The sequence below is a fragment of the Bacillus sp. BC08 genome, from assembly GCF_054326875.1.
The window spans coordinates 25866-52823 of the sequence record NZ_JBTGPA010000031.1 but is presented as its reverse complement, the minus strand read 5'-3'; the positions used below and the strand labels follow the sequence as shown (position 1 = coordinate 52823).

At 34.1% G+C, this 26958-nt stretch carries 23 protein-coding genes and 1 pseudogene; 6 read left to right on the top strand and 18 right to left on the bottom strand.

Annotated features, from left to right (window positions below; all coding sequences use genetic code 11):
- Positions 1-660: 660 nt before the first annotated feature.
- From ACXVYO_RS10870 to ACXVYO_RS10850, 5 genes are all read right to left on the bottom strand, one after another.
- Positions 661-1818 (bottom strand): serine hydrolase domain-containing protein, encoded by a 1158-nt coding sequence (locus tag ACXVYO_RS10870; RefSeq protein ID WP_458466994.1) that lies wholly within the window; start codon positions 1816-1818, stop codon positions 661-663.
- Between the two features lie 497 nt (positions 1819-2315).
- Positions 2316-3647 (bottom strand): erythromycin esterase family protein, encoded by a 1332-nt coding sequence (locus tag ACXVYO_RS10865; protein WP_458466993.1) that lies wholly within the window; start codon positions 3645-3647, stop codon positions 2316-2318.
- A gap of 433 nt (positions 3648-4080) precedes the next feature.
- Positions 4081-5670 (bottom strand): bifunctional metallophosphatase/5'-nucleotidase, encoded by a 1590-nt coding sequence (locus ACXVYO_RS10860; RefSeq protein WP_458466991.1) that lies wholly within the window; start codon positions 5668-5670, stop codon positions 4081-4083.
- Positions 5671-6372: 702 nt separating this feature from the next.
- On the bottom strand, positions 6373-8013 hold the full coding sequence (locus ACXVYO_RS10855; RefSeq protein ID WP_458466990.1) for a catalase: 1641 nt from the start codon (positions 8011-8013) through the stop codon (positions 6373-6375).
- 113 nt (positions 8014-8126) lie between these two features.
- On the bottom strand, positions 8127-8963 hold the full coding sequence (locus ACXVYO_RS10850) for an alpha/beta fold hydrolase (protein WP_458466989.1): 837 nt from the start codon (positions 8961-8963) through the stop codon (positions 8127-8129).
- A gap of 502 nt (positions 8964-9465) precedes the next feature.
- Between ACXVYO_RS10850 and ycaC the strand changes: the two genes are divergently transcribed.
- The 4 genes from ycaC (at position 9466) to ACXVYO_RS10830 (ending at position 13366) form a co-directional block, all read left to right on the top strand.
- Complete coding sequence (gene ycaC / locus ACXVYO_RS10845; RefSeq protein ID WP_000131218.1) at positions 9466-10110, top strand: isochorismate family cysteine hydrolase YcaC; 645 nt, start codon at positions 9466-9468, stop codon at positions 10108-10110.
- Between the two features lie 172 nt (positions 10111-10282).
- Complete coding sequence (locus ACXVYO_RS10840; RefSeq protein WP_000067164.1) at positions 10283-10927, top strand: hydrolase; 645 nt, start codon at positions 10283-10285, stop codon at positions 10925-10927.
- The gene (locus ACXVYO_RS10835) at positions 10924-11517 is read left to right on the top strand and encodes an antibiotic biosynthesis monooxygenase (RefSeq protein WP_458466988.1); all 594 of its coding nucleotides are present in this window, start codon (positions 10924-10926) and stop codon (positions 11515-11517) included. Before ACXVYO_RS10840 ends, ACXVYO_RS10835 begins: the two co-directional genes overlap by 4 nt.
- A 13-nt stretch (positions 11518-11530) precedes the next feature.
- A complete protein-coding gene (locus ACXVYO_RS10830; RefSeq protein ID WP_458466987.1) occupies positions 11531-13366 on the top strand; it encodes an amidohydrolase in 1836 nt (611 codons plus the stop codon).
- 318 nt (positions 13367-13684) lie between these two features.
- Here the strand turns inward: ACXVYO_RS10830 and ACXVYO_RS10825 are convergent, their stop codons facing one another.
- The 9 genes and pseudogenes from ACXVYO_RS10825 to ACXVYO_RS10785 all read right to left on the bottom strand — a co-directional run bounded on the left by ACXVYO_RS10825 (position 13685) and on the right by ACXVYO_RS10785 (position 22424).
- Positions 13685-14563, bottom strand: a complete 879-nt coding sequence (locus tag ACXVYO_RS10825) for a LysR family transcriptional regulator (protein WP_458466985.1) — start codon at positions 14561-14563, stop codon at positions 13685-13687.
- A 218-nt stretch (positions 14564-14781) separates the two neighbouring features.
- Positions 14782-15151: pseudogene (locus ACXVYO_RS10820) on the bottom strand (MarR family transcriptional regulator).
- A 744-nt stretch (positions 15152-15895) separates the two neighbouring features.
- Positions 15896-16702 (bottom strand): hypothetical protein, encoded by an 807-nt coding sequence (locus ACXVYO_RS10815; RefSeq protein WP_458466984.1) that lies wholly within the window; start codon positions 16700-16702, stop codon positions 15896-15898.
- Positions 16703-16793: 91 nt separating this feature from the next.
- On the bottom strand, positions 16794-18176 hold the full coding sequence (locus ACXVYO_RS10810; RefSeq protein WP_458466983.1) for an alpha/beta hydrolase family protein: 1383 nt from the start codon (positions 18174-18176) through the stop codon (positions 16794-16796).
- Between the two features lie 234 nt (positions 18177-18410).
- Entirely contained in the window at positions 18411-18968 is a 558-nt protein-coding gene (locus ACXVYO_RS10805; RefSeq protein WP_458466982.1) for a TetR/AcrR family transcriptional regulator, read from the bottom strand.
- Positions 18969-19256: 288 nt separating this feature from the next.
- The gene (locus ACXVYO_RS10800) at positions 19257-20207 is read right to left on the bottom strand and encodes a magnesium transporter CorA family protein (RefSeq protein WP_458466981.1); all 951 of its coding nucleotides are present in this window, start codon (positions 20205-20207) and stop codon (positions 19257-19259) included.
- A gap of 282 nt (positions 20208-20489) precedes the next feature.
- Positions 20490-21515 carry a ParM/StbA family protein gene (locus ACXVYO_RS10795; protein WP_458466980.1) on the bottom strand — a complete coding sequence of 342 codons (1026 nt, stop codon included), beginning with the start codon at positions 21513-21515 and terminating at the stop codon, positions 20490-20492.
- A 35-nt stretch (positions 21516-21550) separates the two neighbouring features.
- Positions 21551-21952, bottom strand: a complete 402-nt coding sequence (locus tag ACXVYO_RS10790) for a peptidase U61 (protein ID WP_458466979.1) — start codon at positions 21950-21952, stop codon at positions 21551-21553.
- Positions 21953-22037: 85 nt separating this feature from the next.
- A complete protein-coding gene (locus tag ACXVYO_RS10785) occupies positions 22038-22424 on the bottom strand; it encodes a general stress protein (protein ID WP_458466978.1) in 387 nt (128 codons plus the stop codon).
- Positions 22425-22543: 119 nt separating this feature from the next.
- On the opposite strand from ACXVYO_RS10785, the gene ACXVYO_RS10780 reads away from it, so the two are divergent.
- Together ACXVYO_RS10780 and ACXVYO_RS10775 are read left to right on the top strand one after the other, a co-directional pair.
- The gene (locus ACXVYO_RS10780; RefSeq protein WP_458466977.1) at positions 22544-22669 is read left to right on the top strand and encodes an acyl dehydratase; all 126 of its coding nucleotides are present in this window, start codon (positions 22544-22546) and stop codon (positions 22667-22669) included.
- Positions 22670-23043: 374 nt separating this feature from the next.
- Positions 23044-23409, top strand: coding sequence for a YxeA family protein (locus ACXVYO_RS10775; RefSeq protein WP_458466976.1), 366 nt, complete (start codon positions 23044-23046; stop codon positions 23407-23409).
- A 102-nt stretch (positions 23410-23511) separates the two neighbouring features.
- Here the strand turns inward: ACXVYO_RS10775 and ACXVYO_RS10770 are convergent, their stop codons facing one another.
- The 4 genes from ACXVYO_RS10770 to ACXVYO_RS10755 form a co-directional block, all read right to left on the bottom strand.
- The gene (locus ACXVYO_RS10770) at positions 23512-24222 is read right to left on the bottom strand and encodes an alpha/beta hydrolase (protein ID WP_458466975.1); all 711 of its coding nucleotides are present in this window, start codon (positions 24220-24222) and stop codon (positions 23512-23514) included.
- Between the two features lie 103 nt (positions 24223-24325).
- The gene (locus tag ACXVYO_RS10765; protein ID WP_458466974.1) at positions 24326-24781 is read right to left on the bottom strand and encodes a TspO/MBR family protein; all 456 of its coding nucleotides are present in this window, start codon (positions 24779-24781) and stop codon (positions 24326-24328) included.
- 111 nt (positions 24782-24892) lie between these two features.
- Entirely contained in the window at positions 24893-26323 is a 1431-nt protein-coding gene (locus ACXVYO_RS10760; protein ID WP_458466973.1) for a cryptochrome/photolyase family protein, read from the bottom strand.
- A gap of 85 nt (positions 26324-26408) precedes the next feature.
- The gene (locus ACXVYO_RS10755; RefSeq protein ID WP_458466972.1) at positions 26409-26921 is read right to left on the bottom strand and encodes a carbonic anhydrase; all 513 of its coding nucleotides are present in this window, start codon (positions 26919-26921) and stop codon (positions 26409-26411) included.
- Positions 26922-26958: the final 37 nt, after the last annotated feature.

Sequence of the window (26958 nt, the reverse complement as noted above, 5' to 3'; positions counted from 1 at the left end):
ACCGTCATATCTGTGCGCTATCAATTAAGGCGAGAAAAACTACGTATACAAAATCGCTATAATTTCCAGTTAACTCATAAGTATAAAACTAATAAAAAAAAAACAATTAAACCTTTATTATCAAAACATAATTTATATAAATTCCTTTGTTTCTTATATGTGTGAAGATGATAAAATACTATTTCCAAAACAAAAAAGGCAAAGATTTTTAATTTACTTCAGCTTTCTTGTCTCCCATACATATATTCTTCTAAATTTGATTTTTTCTTGTATATTTTTTCAGCAAAATCTCCTACATAGCACATGTACCAAGATCCATCCGCAAAGCTAGTTACATCCTCCTTTTTTCTATTGTTACTAGCTTCACAATAAAAGCTGTTAAACGAAAAAAGTGCGAAGTCTTAAATTAGACTTCGCACTTTATATGAATTTACAATTAGTGACAATACCCATACAAATACAATAGTATATATCATAATCACTCATTATATGTGTTACTCTTTTAATCGACCAATGCATAAACTAATCCTTTTACTTAGCTATCCCTCATGATTGGTTTGATTGTTTCTATATATTTCATCCCCTCTATACTCATTTCGAGCGATAATCTATTCCGATTGAAATTACAAATGACAAAATTTTTTCGTTTTTTCTTTTTGCCTACTTGCTAAATTCAGCAAGTAAAATATCTTTAAAAAATTCAGAATTCTGAATGTTTAAACTGTTCGCGTTGATAGCAAATGTACGTTTTCCTCCAAGTATTCCACCAGCAAAAGTGGAAAACCCTGGAACAGCACCCCTGTGTCCCCATACCGTAACACCATTCGGAAGCGTAATTTCAAGAATTCCAAGACCATATCTAGTTCCCTCTCTTTCTGTAGGAACAGTAGTAAGCATTTGTTTTAGTTGTTGTTCCTTCAGTAATTTGCCACTGAGTAAGTAAGAGAAAAATTTGTTTAAGTCTTCAGCATTAGAGATCATATCTCCATCCGAGCTACCTGGGTTAATATAAGTAACGTCTTTTAGCTCACTTGCTCCGTCTAGTTGTAAATATCCACGGGCATGCTTGGTTCCTGGAATCACGCTTGAATTGCCAGGTAGGAATGTATTTGACAAATCAAGCGGTTCAATAATCCGATTTTCAACCTCTTCCGCATAGCTGTTTCCTGTTACTTTTTCGATAAGGATCCCCATTATTACGTATCCTGTGTTTGAATAAGACCAACCCTTCCCTGGAGCAAAGTCTGGTGGAAGAGAAATCCCCATCTTTACAAATTCTTCAGCCGTATATGATTTTTTTATATCCGTAATATCAAAGTCTTTTGAATTTATATAATCAGCAATACCACTTGTATGATTCAATAGTTGCCGGACCGTAATCTGGTTACCATCATATCCGTTTCCTTGAATGACACCAGGCAACCATTTTTCAATGGGGTCGTCTAAATTTAAACGGTTCTCTCCAGATAATTGAAGCAGAACTGTTGCAATGAACGTTTTCGTCACACTGCCAATGCGAAAGCGAAAATCTTCTTTCATTGGTTTCTTAGTTCTCAGATCCGCTACCCCAGCAGTATAACTCCAAGTTTTACCACCCTTAGAAATTTGAGCGAGTATTCCGGGGTATCCAAGTTGCAGTTCATCTCGCATTGCTTTCTTAACGGCAGTACGATCGCTTTGCGTACTTGTTTGTAACGAACTAGATACATTTTGCTTAGATTCTGCTTTTACAACTGATGTTGGTGTTATGTATAACAGGGAACTCCCAGCTATTAATAGTGATAGACTTGCACATGTAATTTTACTGCGTGTTTTCATAAGGTATTCCTCTCTTCTATTAAAATTGTATAAATGGTTGATAGCTGTGTCATATACGAACCATACAGCTGCTAATTCTCTCAATGATGAAAAGGCAAAAATGTATTTGCAATCATTGTACTCATTATTTTCACAAAACACTCTTGTTACTGATTGTTTTATATGTAGGCCGTACTTATCCCCCCTTCATGCCTCTTTATATTTTTATCCTACACAATGAAAATCTCTTTTTCCTTACCTATCCCTTACGAATTCCTTACATTCGAAATCGTTTCTATAATGATAGGATTGAAGTAGCATCTGTGCCGAAAACGCAAAAAAACACCGATGTCGCTTCGGTGTTTTTTTGCGTTTTAAATATTGAATATACTTTTTATTCTTAATAAGTTACATTGCTGATTTTTTCTAATATGATTATTTTTCTTGCTATATAACAAAATTTCATAGCGCTATATGAAACATTTATCACGTTGTCATTAAGACATATGATTCTACTTTTATTGATGCACTTGAGATGGACTCACTTTTTGAATTTGAACAAGTATATCAAATGATTTCCCTAATGATATATCAACAGTTTTAGGTATAGTAGGCCCTTCGGTAGTTATCCCCGCGAAAATTGGATGTTGTTCGTTTAACCAAGTTTTTGTCACTCCGTTCGCCTTACGTAAATCAATAAAAAATTGATCTTTTTTAACTTGTCCGAAGATGTAGTTATAACTGTTTGGATCATCTGATTTTAATGTTCCATAAGGGCCAAATTCACCGTCACTATTATAAACATTATATTGTCCTTCATAAACTGATGTTCCAATAGATACATACCGTTTCCCATAGTATTCTGCTAAATGCTGCCCAGCTACTTTAGGATATATAAAAGGAATCATATTTGTTTTCGAAACGTGCCCATTATGTCCCCATACAATGGTTTTTCCTAAATGTTCTTCAGTCCACTTCGCATTTTCATACATTGCGATATCATGTTTCAAAAAAATATCCGATGTTTTATCAGGAGGTGACGCTAACATTGTAGTGAACTGTTCAATAATACGGGCATTTTGTTTTATCCATGCGAACTCTTTGGATTTTCCATTTAGATAACTTTTATTTTGTTCTAATAAAGCACTGATTTGTTTAGCATCTGAAATATACTTTTCTTTTTCTTCTTTCGAAAGAATCTCAAAAGTATTCATATCCTTTGTTACAGGAATAAGACCTTTTATCTTCGCTTCTATTCTAGGCACAAGATCTGAATTCTTCCTCTTTACATATTCTATTATATTATTATAAACATTCTCATTTACTGATTGAATATCCATCCCGATGACACGCACTTTAGATTTATGTTTTGGATTAGCATTATATTGCCGAATCCAATCAAGTAAATCCAACATTTCTTTCGTTTTAAATGTAGGTGATAGATGTTGGATTGGGTTTCCCTTACCAGTAAGAACATATCGATCAAGTTCCAAAGCTCTGTCCCACCCCTCTTCTAAAACTAAGTTGGTAAAGCCCTTTTCAGATACTAAGTAATTAACAATACGGTGTTTCATTGTAAAAACTTCATGAGCCCCATGTGTTGCTTCACCTAAACCTACGATTGAAGCTGAACCTACCATATTCTTAAGTGGTTTTAAATCATTAAGAGATGCAGTTGGATTAGTTGTTTTTAAAGGCTTTGCATGTGCTTCTAACCATCCCGCTATTTGATTTGTATTGTAGGGAGCTGTAACAGAAACTTCTATTTTCGAATCCGCATAAGTACTTCCTACAAAATTAGTCAGTATTATAGCAGAAGCACTAAGTGCAATAATTATTTTCTTTTTCATAAAAACCTCCTGAAATACTAATTTATTAATTTTTTACATACTATAAGGACTACCGTTTAATACCATTACCTCTCTTATTACTGTTAAGATACATTTATTCTAATTCCTAAAACTCACTTATTTCTTAATAGGTTCTTAAGAAATCCTTAATTCACTCATACGAATATAAAACTACATGAACTTCAATCCATTATAGTGTAGTTAATATTGGGCTAATATGAAGTTCCAAATTTTAATTATTTGTAGTCTCTTCATCATAGAGTTAATTTAGGGGTTATTTTTTGTCTACTCCATTGTTTTCTGCACTCTGCATCTAGACGGTATACCCATTGGCCACAGTAAGACTTTATTTCAAGCCCATAAAAAATAGATTACCTGCACACGAAAAAGTTAGCGTACAGGTAATCTATTTGTTTTTGAGACTAATAAAAATCTAATTTATTTTTTGAATTCTTCCATCAATAACAGATTGAATTGGTCCTTTTGATTTTTTTATATAATCTACTAATGCTTCAAAATCAGTTGGTCCTGTTTCAGCATCTTTCCCGTTTTTAAAGGATACAAATCCATCTCCACCTGAAGCTAGAAATGCGTTCGCAACGACGCTATAAGTTTTAGAAGGAATAATTTCTCCTCCATTTGTTAGACGAATACTTGTTACTTTTTCTCCATTAGGCTTGTTCGCATCCCAAGTGTATTGGATCCCTGAAATTTGAAGCATTCTTGTTATGTCTTTTTGCCATTGTTGATTTAAAATATCACGAATGTCTTGGCCTGTTAAATTTACTTTTATTAATTGATTTCCAAATGGTTGAATACCATAGATCTCTCCCCATGTAATATCACCAGCATCTAAGTCATTACGAATACCACCAGGATTCATAAGTGCAATTTGTGATTCCATCGTTGTACGCTGGGCATCAGCAACTAAATTTCCAAGAGTAGATTCACCAGCCGTATTTAGTTTGCGATCTAGTGGGGCAATAGACTTACCTACAACTTCATTAACAAGAGGTGCGATTTTTGCTTGATATTTCTCCATCTTCTTCTTTATTTTTTTATCAGGTTCCATGCCTTCATGGTAAGTTGTAACAATTTCTGCTTTTTTCTCAACAATATCTTGTGTTTTACGATCAATCTTTACATCAACATCTGCAAAAGCCATACCATAAGAATTTGCTTGTACGACAAGTTTATTATTAACAGTTCCATTTACATAAGTGTGGCTATGCCCACCAAAAATAACATCGACTTCTGGATCAGTCTCATTTGCTAATCGGACAATATCACCATTTGTTACGCCGTTCCCATCTGTTGTACCTCCGTTATGCGCAAGAACAACAATAGATTTAACGCCTAGTTTTTTTAATTGCTTTACGGATTTGTTAATAGCTTCAACTTCATCTGTAATTTCCACATTCTTTAGCATAGTAGGCATAACAAGATTAGGAACATCCGTTGTTACGACTCCGATAAATCCAACAGGAACTCCTTGTACCTTTTTTATAGTGAATGGTGGTAAAAATAAACGACCAGTGGATTTATTATAGAAATTTGCAGCAACATATGGGAATTTTGCTCCTTTAAAATTCCCTGTTTTCTCATGATATCCACCATAAATAAGGCGGTTCATTTCGGCAACACCTTCATCAAATTCATGATTGCCTATAGTTCCAACATCGAATTTCAAATCATTTAGAAATTCAATCGTAGGTTCGTCTTGTAATAATGCTGAAACAGGAGTACTTGCTCCAACAACATCGCCCGCATGTACCTTTAATGTATTCGGATTTTGTTTTTCACGATCACGTAAATAAGCCCCTAAGTACTCAATTCCCCCTGCATCTTTATTGTTAATTTTTTTTACAGTGTCTACCTGCCCATGAAAATCGTTAATACCGAGCATTTGCACATCTATGTAGCGGTTTGGTGCTGTACTTGCTTGTGCTGAAGGCGCGGCAAATACACTAGTAAAAGTAACTGTACTTATTGCTAAAGCAACTGGAATGATTTTTTTCAACATAAAATTTCTCTCCCCTAATTAAAATCTGACATAATACGATGTTATTTTAATATATTAAGAGAATTATTTCCACAAAAATTCTATCAATTATAAAAATTAATAAGATTTTATTGTTTTCTGACAAGGTATTTCTTTCTCAAAAATGCGAAGATGTAAAACGACAATTTTAAGAGGGAGATGATTATTTGCAGGCTGTAGTCTACACTTTTAGATTAGGATATAAAGATCCCCCACCCAACTTAAGAAACTTCACTACACAAAAGAAGAATATGTGCATTTCTTTGTTTTGAGGATTATTCAAAATATTATCTTGATAGTAATATAGCAATCCACCTAAGAGACCTAAAAAAAGCTAATCCATACATTTTAGCTGTTAAGAAGAATATTCAATTCGAAACTAATGGAGGTTTATCAACCGAACATCTCAATATCACTATTTAGAAATGAACAAAAATTTCGTTATGGAGGATTTCAATTCTTTAAATTGATTACAGTAGTGCACTACTCCGCATTTAAAAAGATGCTCCTGGATTTATCCAAGAGCATCTTTTATGAAACTTTATTTTTCACTTGTTTATCAACTATCTTATGATATTTAGTACCTCTCATATTTTTAAACAAAACTACTTTAGTAATCGTATGAAAGGCTACCTAACCATTTTTACGGCACCTCTAAGTATATCCTATTGTGCTTACGTCTAATTAATAAGGATCTGATTCATGGCTTTTCTTCACTGCATCTTGTGTTGCTTCGTTTGCAGCTAATGAACCTTGACCATATTTGGATTTACTTACTTCGCGGCCTGGAAGTTTGTTTTCCGTTTTAACTTCTTGCATTTTCTTTTCAATACCTTCTTTAACACGACGGCCATAATCTTCATCAGCTTGTGTGAAGTGTACAACCATCGCATTCTGAATTCTTTTGTCACATACTGCAAGTGCTTCAGATAGATTTTTAACCAACTCATTTCGTTCCCACTCCTCAAAACTACGATATGTGTGACCTGCTTGACCATAATTATTAGGACGATCGATTGGTGCACTCATAGCAGCCGCATTGTAAGTTGGTTGGTGTGGATGATGCTTTTCCTGTTTTGCATCTTTATAACCACCCAGCATAGATGGCTCATAGTTAATATGCGGATTTTCTCCAGACTCTTTCGGATTACGCATATCCATTTGACCACGATGTTGATTTGTACGAACAGGTGCTTTAGGTGCATTAACAGGTAATTGCAGATAGTTTGCACCAACGCGATAACGTTGAGTATCTGAATAAGAGAAAGTACGACCTTGTAGCATTTTATCATCTGAGAAGTCCATTCCATCAACAAGTACTCCTGTACCAAAAGCAGCTTGTTCAATCTCGGAATGGTAATCAACTGGATTACGATCAAGAACCATACGTCCTACCGGTAACCATGGGAACTGCTCTTCTGGCCAAAGCTTCGTATCATCAAGAGGATCAAAATCGAGTTCTGGATGATATCCATCCTCCATGATTTGTACAAATAGCTCCCACTCTGGATAATCTTTGCGCTCAATTGCTTCATATAAATCTTGTGTCGCATGACTAACATTCATTGCTTGAATACTGTTTGCATCTTCTTGTGTTAAATTTCGAATTCCCTGCTTCGGCTCCCAGTGATATTTCACCAATACAGCTTCGCCTTTTTCATTTACCCATTTATAAGTGTTTACACCAGATCCCTGCATATGGCGATATGTTGCTGGAATACCCCATGGAGAAAATAAAAATGTAATCATATGTGTTGCCTCTGGGGTACGAGAAACAAAGTCAAACATCCGCTGAGGATTCGACACATTTGAAACTGGATCAACCTTAAATGCGTGAATCATGTCTGGGAACTTCATCGCATCACGAATAAAGAAAATCTTCAAATTATTCCCTACTAAATCCCAGTTACCGTCTTCCGTATACATTTTCACTGCAAAACCTCGTGGATCCCTTGCTGTTTCTGGTGAGTCCTTAGCTCCAGCTACTGTAGAAAAACGAACCATTAACGGTGTTTTTTTGCCAGCCCCTGAAAATACTTTCGCACGAGTATATTTTTCTGCCGGCTCATCTCCAACTTTTCCATAGGTTTCAAAATACCCAAATGCTCCAGCTCCTCGCGCATGTACTACACGTTCCGGAACCTCTTCTCGATCAAAATGAGAAATTTTTTCGATGAAATGATAATTTTCAAGTGTTGCTGGCCCACGATTCCCAATTGTTCGGATATTTTGATTATCCTTCACAGGGTGCCCCTGTCGTGTTGTCAATGTCTCACGTTTCACGTCTTGTTCATCTAAAGAGTTCATATCTTGGTTTTCTGCCATAATTGAAAACCTCCTCAAAATTATTCATTTTTAGGTATTTCCATTTATTAGAAAAAATATGATAGAATTACAACTGGTTTATAATGTATCAATTAACAATTATATAGTTGTAATCAGCCCTTTAAAAATGATAAGAGTGTTTCATTAAATTCTTTGGCATGCGTTGCATTTAGTCCATGTGGACCACCTTTTATTAACGTTACTTTAGAATTAGGAATTGCTTCGTGCGTTAATTTCCCACTATATTCAAATGGTACAGTTGCATCTGAATCACCATGAATAACAAGGGTAGGTATATTAATCTTGGCTAAATCTCCTCTGAAGTCTGTTTTGCTGAAAGCAGCGATACAATCTAGTGTTCCTTTAGGCGATGCATCCGCAGCTATATCCCTATTGTAAAGTCGAAATGGTTCACTAACTAAGTCAGTTCGATCTCCAGCAGCAAAAAATCCTTTCGTAAACTCATCAAGGAATGCTAGGCGATCATTTTTTACTCCATTTTCAAATCCTTGAATTGCTACATCATCTAATACACCCTCAGGATGATCTGCTGACTTATAAAGGAATGGTGGTACAGCTCCTGCAAATACAGCCTTCTCTATTCTATTGGTTCCATATTTCCCAATATACCGGGCTACCTCGCCTCCACCCATAGAAAAACCAACGAGTGTGACATTTTGAAGCTCTAACTGTTCTAATAGTTGGTGTAAATCAGAAGTAAAGGTATCATATTCATACCCTTCCCACGGCTGAGATGATTTTCCAAAACCTCGACGATCATATGTTATAACTCTGTATCCAGCCTCAACAAGAGCGGGAACTTGGTATTCCCAAGATCGACCACTTAACGGCCAACCATGAATGAGTACAACTGGTTTCCCTATACCATGATCCTCATAATATATCTCAATTGGTGCTTGATTTTCGGTTCCTACAGTAATTTTTGCCATTCTCCTACCTCCTTTAATATATATCCTTCTCTTCAATAATCTGAATGAATCTCATAACCTATTTATGCACATTTATATTGTGAACTCTATGCATGAAACTCTACTGTTCCGATGAATTTCTGTTTATGGACAATTCCCCATCTCCTACCTTTTTCATCACGAATTATTTACTGAAAATTCCTCCTATTCAATTCTAATAACAAAAATAGGTGACTATCAATATCGTTCTATCTATAGAATGTATAGGTAAAATCAATCTATTTTATAGTGAAAAACAACTATAGTTACGACCTATACAAATTATAGATAATTTAGAATTGATTAACCAATTCGTTTTCAAATACTATAAATTTGTATAGCGCTTCATGTTCCGTGAATGCTGCTATAACTCATATGAACGGTCAGTTTAGTTACAAACTAATCGTAACAAACGAAGAAATTTAGGATGATATTCTGCTGTTTAAAATTTCTTCGATTACTTAATTTTTAGGAGGAATACATAATGACTGATCTCTATTCTCGTATTAACAAAGATGATGCTGTCGTTCTTTTAGTAGATCATCAAACTGGTCTTATGTCCGGACTAGTACGTGACTATGGTGTTGATGAATTCAAAAACAATGTTTTAGCTCTTGCCCACACTGCTAAGTTTTTTGATTTACCAGTTATTTTAACAACTAGCTTTGAAAACGGACCTAATGGACCTTTAATGCAAGAATTGGTTGATCTCTTTCCTCACGCACAAAAAATAGCTCGACCTGGACAAATTAACGCATGGGATAATGATGATTTTGTAAAAGCAATCGAAGAAACTGGAAAAAAACAACTTATCATCGCGGGCGTAGTTACGGACGTTTGTGTTGCTTTCCCGGCACTTTCTGCTATAAAAGCTGGATATGAAGTATTTGCTGTTACTGATGCTTCAGGAACTTTCAGCAAACAAGTTGCAGATGCTGCCAATACGCGTATGGCACATAATGGCGTACAACTTATGAACTGGTTTAGCGTAGCTTGCGAATTACAACGCGATTGGCGCAACGATGTCGAAGGTTTTGGCAATTTACTTGCTAGTAATCTTCCAGGTTATCAAAATATAATTGGAAGCTATTTAGGAGCTCAACGAGATCTTAGTAAACAAAATGCATAAATATATTCCAAAGAAATAGCTTTAAATTACTTTTTTCAAAGTAGATAGTATAAATTTAGTGCTGATTAAATCAGCACTAAATTTTAAATTAAAAAGCTTAGCAAAGCTTTTATTTTTATGATTACAACTTAAATTAACTTTTTGAAAATAATAAAAAAAGGAGTGTTTTATTATGAGTAATTTAGAATTATTAAATCCGGAGAACAGTGCCTTAATTTTGATTGATTTTCAACCTCAAATGACTTTTGGAGTTGCAAGTATTGATAGACAAACATTGATTAATAACGTTATGTTGCTTGCTAAATCTGCAAAAACTTTTAACGTACCTACTATTCTTACTACAGTGGAGACACGCAGCTTTTCTGGTTATTTTTGGCCACAAATTCTTGACATATTCCCAAACCATGAAATTATAGAACGCAGTTCAATGAACTCTTGGGAAGACCAAAAATTTGTTGAAGCAGTTAAAGCAACAGGTAGAAAGAAATTAATATTTGCAGCACTTTGGACTGAAGTTTGCCTTGCATTCCCTGTGCTTGAAGCAATTAAAGCTGGCTATGAGGTGTATGCAGTTGATGATGCTTCAGGTGGTACTAGTTTGACAGCACATAACGCTGCTATGCGTCGTGTAGAACAAGCTGGTGCAATTCCAGTGACAGCAATTCAAGTTTTACTTGAATACCAACGTGACTGGGCACACAAAGACACTTATGACGCTGTAATGGAGATTGTAAAGGAACACACTGGTGCTTATGGTCAAGGTGTAGAATACGCATATACTATGGTGCATGGCGCGCTTCCAAGCAGGAAAATATGAAACACGAAGGAGTAGCTGTCGAAGAGACTCATACAAGGAACACGATGGGTGCTGCCGATCCAGTAACAACGATTGTTACATGGAAAATTCAACAAGGTAAAGAAAAACAGTTTGAAACATGGAGACATGAAATCGAAGCTGCCGCTACTAAATTCCAAGGGCATTTAGGTGTAAATCTAATAGTCCCAAATAACGAATCCAGAGAGTATACTGTTATTTTTCGCTTTGATACGTATGAGCATCTACGTGCTTGGCAAGAATCAGATGTTCGCCGAGATTTGTTAAAAAAGGCAGAACAATTTAAAGCTACTAATCCAAGTTACAAAACTGAAAGTAGTTTGGCTTATTGGTTTGTTACTCCGAAAACGCCAATTCCACCGCCAAAATGGAAAATGTCTATCGTTACCCTTCTGGGTGTATGGCCTCTTAGCATGTTAGTTCCTAAATTGATAGGACCTATCATAAAACATATGAATCCTATTATGTCCGCTTTTTTTGTTTCTGTATGTATAGTGTCCTTGCTATCATGGCTAGTTATGCCGATTTTCGGTAAATTATTTCATCCATGGTTACAAAATAATAGGAAGTAGACGAGGTGTGAATATGAATTTGCCGGATATGATCTTATATAACGGAAAAATTACTACCCTTGATCCCTCTCAACCTGAGGTATCTGCTATCGCCATAACTGATGGGTTAATAACTGCAGTAGGTGGAGATGAGCTTCTTAATAGTGCCACAGAAAAAACAAAAAAAATTGACCTTAAAAGAAAGAGAGCTATTCCAGGTCTGAATGACTCTCATATACACGTTATTCGTGGCGGTCTTCATTATAATATGGAATTACGATGGGAAGGCGTGCCTTCACTTGCCATAGCTCTCGAAATGCTCAAAGAACAGGCAAGGCGTACACCTGCTCCTCAGTGGGTAAGAGTAGTTGGAGGTTGGTCTGAATTTCAATTTAAAGAGAGACGGTTGCCAACTTTGGAAGAGATTAATGCTGTTTCTGAAGACACACCTGTCTTTGTGCTACATCTTTACGATAGAGCACTTGTAAATCGTGCTGGGCTGCGTGCACTGGGATACACAAAAGATACCCCAGACCCTCCAGGCTGCTTAATTGAGCGAGATAAACGAGGTAATCCAACAGGCCTTTTAATTGCGAATCCTAACGCTTCTATTCTTTATTCAAGTTTGGGTAAAGCACCAATACTTAATTTTGACGACCAGATTAATTCAACTCGCCATTTTATGCGCGAATTAAATAGATTAGGTATTACAAGTGCTATTGACGCAGGTGGCGGATTCCAAAATTACCCTGATGACTACAAAGTTGTTGAGCATTTAGCCGAGAAGGAACAATTAACTTTGCGTATTGCTTATAATCTATTTACACAAAATCCTAATCATGAATATGAAGACTTTGCTTCATGGGCCAAAATTGTTTCTCCAGGTCAAGGAACTGATAAGTATAAAATGAATGGTGCCGGAGAAATGTTAGTGTTCTCGGCAGCCGATTTCGAAAAATTTCAAATGCCACGGCCTGAACTAGCTACGATGATGGAAGCTGACTTAAAGAAAGTAATTTCTCTATTGGTGGAAAACCGTTGGCCATTCCGTTTACATGCAACTTATGACGAGTCAATCACACGATTCTTAAATGTATTTGAGGAAGTCAACAAAGAAATTCCTTTTAATGGTCTACGATGGTGGTTTGACCATGCAGAAACAATCTCAGACCGTAGTATGGAACGTGTTAAGGCTTTAAATGGCGGTATTGCCATCCAAGACCGCATGGCTTTTCAAGGTGAATACTTTGTTGATTTATACGGAAAGGAAGCTGCAAAGCATACTCCGCCAATTTATCGTATGTTAGACCTAGGTATACCTGTTGGCGCTGGTAGTGATGCAACTAGGGTTTCCAGCTATAACCCTTGGGTCGCTCTTTACTGGATGGTTGCCGGAAAAACCATTGGTGGACTTTCGATATACGATGAAAAAAATAAACTTGATAGAAAAGTAGCCCTGGAATTATATTCAAAAGGAAGTGCGTGGTTCTCTGGTGATGAAGGTAAAAAAGGAACCCTTGCAGTAGGTCAGTTTGCTGATCTTGCTGTATTGTCTGCTGACTACTTTACTGTACCAGAAGAAGAAATCAAGAACCTTGAATCATTACTCACCATTATGGGTGGGCAGGTTGTTTATGGAAATGATGAATTTAAAAATTTATCACCTGAACTGCCGCCAGCATCACCCGATTGGTCACCGACGGGAGTTTATGGTTATGGTGGTGCTAACCTATCCCACACTATACTTTCCCACGATGCCCATGATCACAAGTTACATAGTTGCAGTAACCCTCTCCATCAGCACACTCATACCGTAATAGGAAAAGATGGAACTAAATGGGGTATTGGTTGTACTTGCTTTGCTTTCTAAGTCAAAACCACCGGTATAATGTCGGTGGTTTTCTTTATGCAATAAGGATATGTAGAAAGAAATAGTAATATATCCCTAATGGAATCTATTACTATGCGATAAGACCGAAGAGTTAATTGATTAACTTGACTTGTTTTTCACAGCCTTCTCTCCTTGCAAAGTCTGCCCTTTTTCCCTTAAGTAAAAGTCAATGGTACTCCCATTTGAAACGACTATACCACAAATATAAATCTACTTGCCCTTTGACCGTAATTTAGGACTTATCCCAAGAGTTATGTATCATTTTTAATTCTCACACTATAATCATTATTATTTCTATTAGACTAATACTTTTTCAGGATCATGTAACTTCTGCATAAAGATACGTGCTGCAAAACTTAAAAATTTATCATCAAAGTGTATCAGATTAATATCTTGACTTGGTGTTGGATCAGTAATGTGAACTATGCTCAAAGTATCATTATTAACAAAGTCAACTAGTGAAAGAGGTATTATAGCAACACCATGTCCATTGTATACAAGGCTCAATAAAGAAATAGAAGATTTTGTTTCTATATTTGCTTCAGATAAAGATAACCCTAAACTCTCACAATATATTTTAATAGATTCACGACAACTACATGAAACCATTATTCTACTTAGCCCTACTAATTCTCGAAAAGAAACCGATGATGTTTCATTCAAAGGATGATTTTTTGGGATGACAAGGACAAGCTCTTCGCTATACAAAAGGGTACTTGTTAATGTGTCTGGAATTTGAGCACTACGTGTAATTCCTAAATCAATATTTTTCTCAACGATTTGATTTACAGCAACTTCGGATTCTATAATTTTTACTACGATGTTGGGATAATGTTGTTGAAACTTCATAATATAAGGTGTTAAATAGGTGAGATCCTCTAATAAACCTCCTATAGTAATTACACCTCTTTTTACACCCTTTAATTCAAAAATTTCATTATAAACGTCATCAAATTGTTGCATGATAAATTTTCCTTTATCAAATAGCAGCTTACCCGCTTCTGTCATTTTAATACCTCTTCCAACTCGATGAAACAAAGGTGTATCAAGTTCACCTTCTAACACACGGATTTGTTGACTTAAAGTCGGCTGTGAAATACCTAGAACTTCCGCAGCTTTAGTAAAACTATTATTATTACAAACTTGAATAAAATACTCTAAATGACGTAATTCCATTCTTGATACCCACTCTCCGCTTTATGAAAGATTTATAATGAAAAGGATAATATGTATACGTTAACATAACAATCTCATTTCTTACTATACTACTTGCAATTACATGATTTATTCATTTTGTATTACAATACATTTACTACCACTTATTAATTTTTCCTCCTATTTATTTAATTTATATTTAATTAGGATATTACTAAACAGAAATAACCTCTAAAAACTTACAATTTCTGCGCGTAATATCCTAACTTTTTCAACTGTTTAATTATCATTTTTTCTCAATATAATCCAAACTACCAAATATTTGCCGAATCCCCTCTTTATGCTGAGGAAAAATAGTATCCATCAATTCGATACCTTCTGAAATATTTAACGCATACGCGATACTACTACTTGCAAATAATATTTTGTCTTCAAGTTTTTGTATAGGCTGATCACCTTTACTGTATAGTAGCTCAAGCACTGCAAATTCAGTTGAATTAAGTCCATAATTTTTTATAACCTTTTCAATACGTTTAGTATTGACTGTACTGCCCTTGATAATATAACGAGTAAATTTAAAGATAAGCTTTCATCTTTAATCACGCTCATAATTCCCAATCCTTTACAAGTTATCTTGAATTCGAGATTCATTATATTATCGTCAAAATATTATGTCAATAATTCGTTTGTTCTTTATCAAGCCACTTATAATTTATTTCTCAACATAAGACATATGGAATTAGAAGAAAACAATTGTTATTATATAAGTATCTCAATTACGTTATTTCTTTTAAAGAGAGCTTGTTTTCTAACGCAAGTTCTCTTTTGTCATATTCTAGGAAAATTTCAGATGATGATTCTGCCCATGTATATGATATAGTTTTTAAACAAAGATTAGAGCCCCCCTTCACGTAGGAGAGCTCTAATCTTTCATATAAATATTCACCATTTTTATAATCAAATTTATACACATTCAAATAATATTCGCCTGATTTTATTTCATATTTACTCTTTATAGCATTCCCCTCATATATTCCATCCAAAAATAATATTAAATAAGATATTATAGAATCTCATTCTTTTTCCATCCGTACTCATGAATTGAGAAAAGCTTTTGTTTGAAATTTACAGGTTCATTGCATGAAAACAAACTCTCTGACAAGATTTCGTAAGAGATTGGGAGATAAAAAACTTTGAATTTCTTGAACAACTAATCATAGTTCATCAAATACAAAAATAGTCATGCAAAAAAAACGCTACCCTTTCCTATGATTCTAGGGAAAGAATAACGGATTATTTACTTATCTAATACTTAGTAGGTATAACTTTTTGTATCTCAAAAGACTTTTTTCTCTAAAATTGTTTTTCATACAGGCTTTCAGATTCTAAAAAATCTATAAATTTCTTGTAATGCGTCACTGTTCTTTCTAAAGCAATCATTAAAACAAAAATAAAATAAATTGCTTGGACTCCATTCATATAATTAAAGAGTGATTCAAATATATATACAATGCTTGCAATCATAGAACAAAACCATAAATAAAATTTCATTTTTAGCTTTTTAATTTTTTGCTTAGTTGTCTTACAAGGCTGCCCATGAACTCTTATGAACAAATAAATTGCTGTATGTAAAATAATAATTGAAAATTGAAAACTTCGACTGTCCCCTGGACTAAATGCAGAGAAATCTATTTCTAATGAATGTAAAACTATACAAATAGAAAACAAAGTTAGCACAATGACATATAAAAAAGCAAATAATAATTCAAATATAAATAACCAAGGTTTATTTAAAATTGAGTAAAATGGATTTAAATATTTTATGGTTAATAAAAATTTCTTCACTAAGTCAGTGAAAATAATAGATGTATTAGTTATATTCATATAGAAAAGCAATGTTATTGGAACAAATAACATTATAGCGATGCCCCAAACAATAATTTTAATACCTGATAAAAAGAAAACAGCTCCATAAATTATAACTGAAAAAATAAAAGTTAATATTGGAACAAACATTAAAAATATAAAAGTTCTTATTAAGATTAAATCCCCCAAAGTTTTTCTTCCTTTAGGACAGTCTATTTTTTCCTCCTTGTAATTTTTCATAGTTTTAACTATTTCTTTCTCAGATAAAAGAAAATGCTGCAATCTATTAAACATAAAAAAGCTCCTTTATATTAATAATAAAAAGATTGCCCTCTGTATTCTTACTTTACGCTTAAAATACATCCAACTGTTAGCAAAAATATTATCATTCATTTACTTTAAATTTTACTTCTGGGTATTTGATTGCCAATTTTTCAAGCGTAAAGCCATCGTCTACCTGTTTCACATATTTGTCAAAAAAAGCAAGGCTGAATTCGTTTATGATACGGTGAACGTATCTTGGATCTTCACTTGAACTCCGTAACAAAGGCGAGAACAAATGAAAATCAGTGAAACTAGTGTGATCGGTATGAGGAATAACCATCGACATGCCACCACCTGTAAGTGCCTGGTCACTACGAACTTTTCCCTCTAAAAAATCTTCCGTGGAATCATCACTAATCTCAGCATTCATAATCAAAAACGGTTTTCCGACTCCAGATTTCGGAACATTTTCCCCATACAATGTACCATCCATATTGATAGCTGCTTTGACACGAGAGTCTTCTACTAACACTTGCGCAGCTGTAGCTCCACCGTAAGAATGCCCAAACATTCCAATTCGGGATGTATCAATTCTTCCTGTAAAACGACCATCTTTATCGCTTTGGTTAAGCTTCTCTATTTGATTAAGCACAAAAACAACATCTTCCTTCCATAGTTTAATATGGCGATCTCGATCGGCAAAATTAGTTAAATTAATCGACTGTACAATAGCAGTTCTACCATCTGGAAAGACGGTTGCTGCAGCATCATAGGTATGATCAATCCCTATGACAATATAACCTCGGCTGGCCAACTCCTCCACCTCAAACGTGTTTTGATTGCGAAAACCACTTAAGCCATGAGAAAAGATTAGGACTGGATAATGTTCCTCTAAATCTGACAATTGAGCTTCCATGAATGCATTCGATTTCACCAAGCCTAGATGGTGAAACGCGAATGCTGGAATAGACAATGATTTTTCCAACCCATTAGAAATTTCACCCGAGTTATGGATATAAGGTGCGCGAGTCATCGCTCCTTTTTCCTTTGCAGGATACCAAACCTGAACCATCAGCTCGCGCTGGTCATTCAAATCTTTCATATAAGGTTCTTTTCGCTCATAATCAATCCAATGATAAAGTGTAGTACCAACCTTGAAGGGACCGCTCACTTTTTCAAATAAAACTACCGGCATGAGAGAAGGAAACATGACCGCAAGAGTCAAATAAATGACCAGTAGCAATATCTTAACTGTAACTGCCGCACAACTTTTAACGTTCTTTTTTGATTCAGCAAATAAATAGCAGATTGTTAAAATAATTGGGGACAAATAAGCCGGAATCATTTGCCAGCGATAGCCTTCTACGATAAGTTGCACAACAACCACGCCGAAGGCAACTGTTAGGATAAAGACAGACCATCGTTTTATTTTTTCACTAAAAAACAGTGTACAGCCTAGAAAACTGAAATTCACAATGATTAAAACAGTCTCAAAAAAATCCATTTACATTCCTCCCATACCTTTATTTTATCTACAAGAATATCCCTGATTTTTTTATTTTGTACCTACAGTACCAAAAAGTTTTTTTTGGTACTTAACTTTATATTATACCGATACCTTCCAACCTGTAAAGTATAATTTCCCTCTCCTCAAATCAGCATAAAAATAAAAATGAACATGATAACATTAACCTGTATGGTTATTGTTATCATGTTCATTTTTATGTAGAAGTGCTATTTAATCCTTACTTGTAATTCCATGCAATATAATATCGACCATCATCGCAAGTGACTCTTGTAGAGTAATTTGGTTAGAGGATATATTACCCTGTTCGAAAATTGATGTCATTAACGTTTTGAGTGTTTGGATTAGTACTGGAATGTCCATTGAACGTAAAACGCCGCTATTGATCCCCTCTTCAACTAGTCCAGTAATTACCTCCCATTCTTCATTTATGCCTTGTTCTATTTTTAGCCACTGCTCTGGGTGATAACGTCGCAGTTCAACCAATAAACGTAAGAAGCTGTGCTGAAAATCCTTAGGCACAATTAAAAGAACCCCTTTTAATTTTTCCGGTATGGTCAAATTAGAATCTTCGATAATTTCCCGAAAACGTATTTGAGATTCTTCATTTATTTGTTCAACTACATAACCAATAAGCGCGTCTTTAGATGGAAAATGCTCGTAGATCGTACTTTTGCTTACACCTAGATCTCGAGCTAAATCACTCATTGTGAATTTTATTCCCCTTACATGAAAAAGCGCAATAGCAGTTTTGGCAATCCGATCTTTCATCATTTATTCACCTCATACCAAAATAGTAAAGTTATTATCTCTTTAGTACTATCGTAGTACTTTGAGTACAAGGATAGTTTAACTTTTTATTTTCTGGAGGTCAAATGTGATGAAGATGATGAAATTTTAGCTCATTGCCTTTACATGAAAATATTATTTTTTTTATGGTAACTAAGTTTATTTTTATCATTGCGAGGACATCAAAACTTTAACTTGATAGGGATATGGCACTACCCCAATTAATAAATATTATTAACTATATATCTATCATATTTTTTATAAACAGGACTAATTAGATTTAAAAAAAGATTTCTTTTTCTTTACTCGTAATAAATCGCCCGTCCATCCTTTGAATCGCATATACAAATACATACCCCCTGTTGTGAAAATAATAAACAAGAGAGCGATTAAATAGCTATATTTCCATTCTAGTTCAGGCATATATTTAAAGTTCATACCCCATAATGCTCCTAAAGCTGTCAACGGCGTACTTACAGCAGTTAATACAGTAAGAGCTTTCATAATTTCATTCCCACGATGAGAAGAAACAACTTCTTGTAAATGAATCATCGTGTCTAATTCTTCTTGGTACTCTTTAACGAGTTGTAATCCACGCTCTAATTTTACGTATGTTTGTTTATAACAAAGGGTGTTTGTTATGTTTTCTAACCAAGCTTCCTCCAAGCCTTGTAACACTTCTTGTATTAAGCGAAACACATGTGTATTCATAAATAATTCATGACGAATATGATAAATTCTTTCTAAAACTGCTATGTTATTATGATGATAAAAATCCCATAACACATTTCTGAAATTGTTTTCAAAATAGTCAACCTTTCGTAAATAGTGAGATATAAATATTGATAAGATAGTACATAGTCCTTCAGCGGAACTATTACAATTTTTTATACCTATAGGGAAATTATGTATTAATTTTTGAAAATCCTCTTCCTCTTTTTCTTGGACCGTTATCAGTATTCCATGAGCTACGAAATAATGAAGAAATTTTTGAATTTTGGCGTCCTTTTTATCTTGATCATATAAAAACGAACCATATACGCAAGTTCGACTTGGTGATAGCGTATAAACATATAATCCATTTTCACAAGGAGAACTTATTTTCTTTACAAATTGAGAGAAATAAGTTGTTACATCACGAAGGATTATAGAAGAAAGTTTTTCAAGCTCACTAGTTTTCACATGATACCAATCCCATTTCGGCATTTTTATACATTCCATATTATTCTTCCTTTCTGAATAGTTTTATGTTTCATCGAATAATATCCGTAATATGAAATTTGTATGTAGGTATTCATGTCTTGGAGGAAAGGTTTTTAGATAATAAATGGCATAGGAGGTCTCCTTCTGTTAGAAGGAAGACCCCCTATATATTAGTTATTTTTTATTCTCAATTTTAAACATTTCCTCTATACAAGTACTTTTTATCTTTTCTTATTTATATGTGGAAAAGAAGCTACATAATTTGGCACGTCTATTCAACGAACTCCTTTTCGGTCGTCATTATAATTTGGATTCATATGCAGATTGATTGGTGATGTCGTCAAATACTTGACTTCCAATCATATAGTATCCATGAAGTGCAGCCTCTTTCGAAGCGTCTACCATACGGAAAGAAGAAATTTCGCCTTGCATTTTTTCAATTCGTTTTTTGTGGAGGTCTACTATTCCTCCTGTCCAAATAATAGTGTCATACTGGTCTAACTTAAATTGTTCTTGTAATACACGCATAACGTCTTGGAAGTGTGTATCCAACTCTTTTTGAATCAAAGTATCAACCTGACTTGTCTGATAATTTTCTTCTCGACCTCCATATCCTTCTTCTAATATGTTTGGCATGTCGTTAATATGCAAGTGATCACTTTCCCCTGCATGATTTTGCAGGATATTCTTAATATTTTTCAAAGGCTTGCTACATCCTAGTTCCGTCTCATAATGATTTAAAATGACATTCTGTTTCATATCTGTCATTTCTAATGTACGAAATCCACCATCAATAATTAAGATACGATCTTGTTCCTGAATGATTCCCTCTTTTAAGAAATAAGCATGTAAAGCGACCGGTTGCTGAAGAATCAAAGCATTTTCCACCGTAATATTAATAAATTTCCCATCAATTTGCACGGAAGTTTCTTTTTTTAGTGCACGTTGTAATTGCTCATGCTGACTACCAAAACAAGTAACGGGAAGCCCGGTAACAACTAAAGGTAACACGACATTTTCTTTATAATCCTTTGCAATGCAACCAAATATTTGTTGTTTAAACTGTTCGCTTTCATAATAATTTTCTATTTCTTCGTCAAATGGAGGAAGAAATGAAGCGTCAGATTGATGCGCTTCATTTCCCATGTAGTATGCAAAGTCTAAGTCTATAAAACTTACCTTTGTTAAATCTTCACTTTCAGCATGATTAGGTACAGGAGCTAGTGTAGAAGCTTCACTCTTAATCGTCACCTCAGAATCTACATCCTGTCGATATGCCCGCTTAGTAAAACCAATTCCTACATCAATTGCATACAGAGATTTCATACTTTTTTCCTCACTTTCTCTTTTTAGAATTAAATCTAAGCACTCTCTTCTTTCCCTTCTTTCATATATTTCTTTTCATTTTTTGTTTTTTCTCCGTCTATGTCCTTACTACTTTGATTTATTTCGTTATCCTTTTCATCTTTTTTCTTTTTGTTATTTTCGCTTTCTGTTAGATCTTTAATAGTAGAAATAACAACCGGTGTGGCTGTAAGCAGTTGTGGTAATGTTTGTTTTGCAACATTAGCTGCAGTTACAGAGAATTGTTTACTTGTCTCAGTTACCTTCTCTAATGTTTCCTTTATGTTTCCTTCTTGTAATTTGTCTTTTACGCTTTTTCCTTTTGTTTGTATGACTTTCCGATTTTCTTTTTTTAATAGGGATACCATGACTCCGGTCGTAATCCCAATCGCAGCATATTTAAATATTGTATGTTTCATTTTTCTCACCCTTCTCTACTTTTATTTTCTTCCATGCTACAACCTAAAATAATTAACTTATCTATTTATCAGATATTGCAATCTATTAGAGAGAATGATAGTTTTGCGGCTGCCTATCACTCGCCGTTGGTGTTTCAGCTGTTACTAGAAGTAAAATTCTCCCTTGATCTAGTTTTTCTTCATATAAGTTAGCTTCCTCCTTCGACAACCCCATTTCCTCCATTTGATTTCGGAGCTCGTCCCCCTTTTTGGAGAAAAAATTGATAATACTTGTGCCCAATCCTTGTTCTTTTACTCCAATCGTATTTATGTTTGTATCATCCGCAATCTTTTTTGTTAGATGTGTTTCATGTGTTAACACGTAAATGTCATCTTGGTGAATCCCTTGCAATTCTAGCTCTTTTACTTTCATAACTACTTCCTGTTCATTTTCATATTCATGAACCACCGGTTTTCTTTCATTCTTATGCATTGTATTTTTCCTCCTTTAGATTTTTTATTTTCTTATTTAGTTGTTATGTAATATGTAATACACCTATTTTAAAGATGTTAAACCTAAATTTTCAAAAAACTTTATACAATAGGTTATTAATGTTTTTGAATATCAAAGAAATGTCACGAGCACTTTGCTTTGATAACAGTATTACAAATAACAATTTGTTTGGAAGGCAAGCCTCTTTTTTTGTCATTGGATTTTCCAATGACATAGAAGCATAGCGCTGCATTACATGTAACTACCCCATGAGATTCTCTATTCCAAAAGAAAAAAGCATCTTACTAGATGCTTTCTTTCATTGTTCGCACTATAAATTTATTTAGGTAATTCTATTATTACTATAAAATACATTTATTCTACTTCCTAAATCTCATTTATTTCTTAATTCACTCATACCAATATAAAAACAAATAACCTACCATCAAAAAATAAAGAAAACAGGTTATTTGGCTATTCATTCTGTAAATTTAATACTCAAGTTAATCTTTTTCACACGGTTAAACTGTATTAAGAAAACCTTAAGGAATTCCCCTCTATATTTATAAGAATTTTTTTCTATACTGAACCATGTAAATGAACAAGAGGAGAAATGATCATGAAGAAATTTGTACTTTGCATACTAGGAATAGGCCTCCCTATATACTTACTACCTTTCATATTACGAGGGGATTTGGATAGATTTAATCCGATTGCTGAAGAAAAAAATGTATACGCCATCGCGAAAGGATATGGTGTTCCGGATTATCATCATAAAGGACGAGCTATGTACGCCCTAAAAGGTGTTGATGAATTAAACAATGAAAAAGAATATAAAGTTGGAACAAACACGCCTAATGATTTTATAAGAAAAACTTACTTGAAAATTCATGTGAAAGGAAAATATGTGTATTCTTACGACGTTATTTCTGGAAAGGATATTCCGGAGAAAATAAGAAAGCAATTAGAGGTAGAAATTAAATAAAAGAGCCTACTCTTATGAGCTGGCTCTTGATTACCTCTCCAACCTACCATTAGGATATCTTGAGGAAGGAGAATTCTTTCGATCACTTTATTACATTCATTATCATTGTTTTAACAACCATTCTTCCATTACTTTCACTGTTTCATCTTGCTGTGCTTTTGGCGTAATTAAGCTTGCATTATCACCTTTTTGCTCACCGTACATGCCAAAATGAGCATGGTTTCCGCCTTTTATCATGTGCATAGTTGTATTCTTTGACATTAACTTTTTATGGTTCTCTATTTTTTCTACAGTTGCTAAAGCATCTACTTCCCCATAAATTGATAACATCGGAATCGATTTCTTAGAGAAGTCATCTGCAGGATAAGAACCTAAGAAAATGATCCCGTCTACCTTGTCGTCATGTTGGAAGGCATACTTAGAAATCATAGCTCCCCCCATTGAATGCCCTGCAACATACCATTTTTGAACTTTAGGATACTGTTCCATTACACTGTCTACTGCATTGATTCCAAATATCGCTAAATTTAATGGCAACTTAGGCATCACTACAAAATGCCCATCTTTTGCAAGAGCTTCTCCTAAGTAACTATAAGCCTCAGCTTCTACTTTAGCTCCTTGATAAAAAATAACCCCTACTTTAGCATCTTTCTCTCCAAAAACTATATTAGCTTCATCTTTTTTATCATCTACTAACGACAAAGCCTCTTTCGTTGGTTTGTAAGTAAACTGAGACCAAACAAAAAAACTAATACTTCCCATAAGTAAAATACCTAGTAAAGAGTACAGAATAATTTTTATCCACTTCTTCACATATATGCCCTCCCTAAGATGTGTATATTCTATATTTTAGATTTTCATTAGTAAACATAAAAACTCGAGCATTTTTATTATGCTCAAGTTTTTATTTACGTCTTTAATTTATACTATAAATTGTCCAAGATAAATATGTAGCAAATGTAGACCATAAAAAATATGGAATCAGCAACCATGTTGATACTTTAGATAATTTGGAAGAAACCGCTATGAGAAGTAACGTAGTAATAGCGACTAGTAAACAATCTACTGTTGCTAAAAATAAATTTTTTTGACTGAATTGAAAGTAGCTGAACGCTTGATTGCACATATAATTTAAAAGGAATACAAACCAAAATATTTTTGGCTTACATCCATATTTGTTGTAAATAATTGCAACTGATAATGCAATAAGTCCATATAATACAGCCCAAACTATTCCGATTGTCATACCAGTCGGTGTCCAAGACGGCTTTTCTAGCGCATCGTACCACATACGATCAATAGGAAATAAAATACTAGAAACATAAAACAAACCATATGTTAGTAAAAATACTAGAATACTAGATTTTTTCATAAACATTCTCCTTTTTACTAGAAGATTATAGAAGCTTTATATGATTAGTATGTCCTTGTAATGGATAAAATTCTAATATTTAAATTTCAAATATATATTGTTTAACCTATTTTATACGAACTCTTTCATACTTTTATATGCACAAAGTGCTCTCTCCCGTGCCGCCTTATGATTAACAACTGGCAAAGGATATGTATGACCAAGCGTTATATTGGCCTTTTGTAAAATATGCTCAGGTGCTTCCCAAGGTTTATGTATATATTTATTAGGCATACCTCTTAATTCTGGTACCCATTTTCTTATATACTCCCCATCTTTATCAAATTTTTCTCCTTGTGTGATGGGATTAAAAATACGAAAGTACGGTGATGCATCTGCTCCACTTCCAGCAACCCATTGCCACCCCATTGTATTATTTGCAATATCAGCATCTAGCAATGTATCCATAAACCATTTCGCTCCTTCCTGCCACGGAATTAACAAATGCTTTACAAGAAAAGAGGCTACAGCCATTCTTGCCCGATTATGCATAAAACCTGTTTGCCATAGTTCCCGCATTCCCGCATCAATAAATGGATAACCAGTTTCACCCTTCTGCCATACTGTTAATAACGCCTCTTCATTATTCCACGGAAAATGTTCAAAGCTCTTATTAAGAGGTTTATATACTGTAAATGGATAATGATATAGCAAATAATAAGAAAACTCTCGCCAAATTAATTGACGTATAAAACTATTCACTTGTTCTTCAAAAAGACTACATTGTCTTTCGGTACTTTTATTTATTAAATAATGATACATCCATCTCACCGATATTTGACCAAATGAAAGATAAGGTGCCAACATCGAATGAGCATTTTGATTTGGAAAATCTCTTCCTTCACTATAAGAGGCTAATTTGCTAGAGAAAAATTTCTTACATGTTTTGTATGCCCCTTCTTCTGTAGGCTCCCATATTGATTCAATATGAGATGTCCACGGTATAGTCGGAAGCAAGTGTAATTCTGAAACAGATAAGCTTGCTGGTGAAGAGTTTCCTCCCTTTATACGCTGCACTTTACTAATAGGCTTAGGTATTACCTGCTTTTGAAATGCATTGTAAAACGGTGTAAACACCTTATATTCAGTGTTATCCTTCTTTTTTATAATCCACGGTTCTAATAATAAATGTGAATTAAATTCCTTACAGATAATACCTTTACCTTCTAACATCAGTTTCATTTTTTGATTAGATTGTAATCTGTCCGGATCATAACAAATATTCCAATACACAGCCGTTATACCTAACTGTTCTATGAGAGAAGGTATTTCTTCCTGTGTATTTCCTTTGCGAATTATTAAAGTAGAGCCCAATGCCTCAAGTTGCTTTTGAACATCTATTATAGCATGATGTAACCACCACTTTGACGCACTTCCTATTGAAAAAGTTTCGTCATGTACATATACCGGAACAACCTCACCGGACTGAGCAGCCTCAAATAAAGCTGGGTTATCATATAAACGAAAATCTTTTTGAAACATAACAATAATTTTATTTTGCATGGCTACCTCTTCTGATTCTTAAAACATAATAAAATTTATTATACAACAGCGATTGACACATAAGAATTTATTTGTCTTTCATAGATTAATTAACTTTTGCAACTATTTTATTAGTAGCGATTTTAACAACCATTTCTTTTTCACCTGTTCTATCAATCTTGAAACCATGAACTTTAATATCAGAAGGCACTAATGGATGGTGACGAATCATATCTATACTCTTCTCAATATTTTCACTAACATTTTCTTTTCCACTTAACCATGCATTCAGGCTACCACTTGAAAATTCAGGCATGCAATTTTTAAAAAGATAGTCTAATTCTATATTTTCTTTTATGAAATCATGTTGAGTTTGTAGATTAACTACATCAGTTTCTTTATCCTCTATTCCTACAACAAAAATCTCTTCAACATTTTCTTCATAAATAGCAATAATAACAGATCTCATTATATCTCCATAAGGATGTATAATTACAGAATCATAGCTGTGTATAGTCAACATGTTTTCTTGTTGAATGTTAGTTACTTGTTGGATAATAGGCTCTATTCCGTGTTCAATTTCTGTTAATAATAATACTTTTTTATTCTTTAAATTCATATGGAGCACTCCTTCTTCATTATTGTAGCTATGAAAC

Coding starts and splice junctions, on each gene's coding strand:
- ACXVYO_RS10870 (WP_458466994.1), bottom strand. CDS start 1,818: ATGAAAACACGCAGTAAAATTACATGTGCAAGTCTATCACTATTAATA.
- ACXVYO_RS10865 (WP_458466993.1), bottom strand. CDS start 3,647: ATGAAAAAGAAAATAATTATTGCACTTAGTGCTTCTGCTATAATACTG.
- ACXVYO_RS10860 (WP_458466991.1), bottom strand. CDS start 5,670: ATGTTGAAAAAAATCATTCCAGTTGCTTTAGCAATAAGTACAGTTACT.
- ACXVYO_RS10855 (WP_458466990.1), bottom strand. CDS start 8,013: ATGGCAGAAAACCAAGATATGAACTCTTTAGATGAACAAGACGTGAAA.
- ACXVYO_RS10850 (WP_458466989.1), bottom strand. CDS start 8,963: ATGGCAAAAATTACTGTAGGAACCGAAAATCAAGCACCAATTGAGATA.
- ycaC (WP_000131218.1), top strand. CDS start 9,466: ATGACTGATCTCTATTCTCGTATTAACAAAGATGATGCTGTCGTTCTT.
- ACXVYO_RS10840 (WP_000067164.1), top strand. CDS start 10,283: ATGAGTAATTTAGAATTATTAAATCCGGAGAACAGTGCCTTAATTTTG.
- ACXVYO_RS10835 (WP_458466988.1), top strand. CDS start 10,924: ATGAAACACGAAGGAGTAGCTGTCGAAGAGACTCATACAAGGAACACG.
- ACXVYO_RS10830 (WP_458466987.1), top strand. CDS start 11,531: ATGAATTTGCCGGATATGATCTTATATAACGGAAAAATTACTACCCTT.
- ACXVYO_RS10825 (WP_458466985.1), bottom strand. CDS start 14,563: ATGGAATTACGTCATTTAGAGTATTTTATTCAAGTTTGTAATAATAAT.
- ACXVYO_RS10815 (WP_458466984.1), bottom strand. CDS start 16,702: ATGTTTAATAGATTGCAGCATTTTCTTTTATCTGAGAAAGAAATAGTT.
- ACXVYO_RS10810 (WP_458466983.1), bottom strand. CDS start 18,176: ATGGATTTTTTTGAGACTGTTTTAATCATTGTGAATTTCAGTTTTCTA.
- ACXVYO_RS10805 (WP_458466982.1), bottom strand. CDS start 18,968: ATGAAAGATCGGATTGCCAAAACTGCTATTGCGCTTTTTCATGTAAGG.
- ACXVYO_RS10800 (WP_458466981.1), bottom strand. CDS start 20,207: ATGGAATGTATAAAAATGCCGAAATGGGATTGGTATCATGTGAAAACT.
- ACXVYO_RS10795 (WP_458466980.1), bottom strand. CDS start 21,515: ATGAAATCTCTGTATGCAATTGATGTAGGAATTGGTTTTACTAAGCGG.
- ACXVYO_RS10790 (WP_458466979.1), bottom strand. CDS start 21,952: ATGAAACATACAATATTTAAATATGCTGCGATTGGGATTACGACCGGA.
- ACXVYO_RS10785 (WP_458466978.1), bottom strand. CDS start 22,424: ATGCATAAGAATGAAAGAAAACCGGTGGTTCATGAATATGAAAATGAA.
- ACXVYO_RS10780 (WP_458466977.1), top strand. CDS start 22,544: ATGTTTTTGAATATCAAAGAAATGTCACGAGCACTTTGCTTTGATAAC.
- ACXVYO_RS10775 (WP_458466976.1), top strand. CDS start 23,044: ATGAAGAAATTTGTACTTTGCATACTAGGAATAGGCCTCCCTATATAC.
- ACXVYO_RS10765 (WP_458466974.1), bottom strand. CDS start 24,781: ATGAAAAAATCTAGTATTCTAGTATTTTTACTAACATATGGTTTGTTT.
- ACXVYO_RS10760 (WP_458466973.1), bottom strand. CDS start 26,323: ATGCAAAATAAAATTATTGTTATGTTTCAAAAAGATTTTCGTTTATAT.
- ACXVYO_RS10755 (WP_458466972.1), bottom strand. CDS start 26,921: ATGAATTTAAAGAATAAAAAAGTATTATTATTAACAGAAATTGAACAC.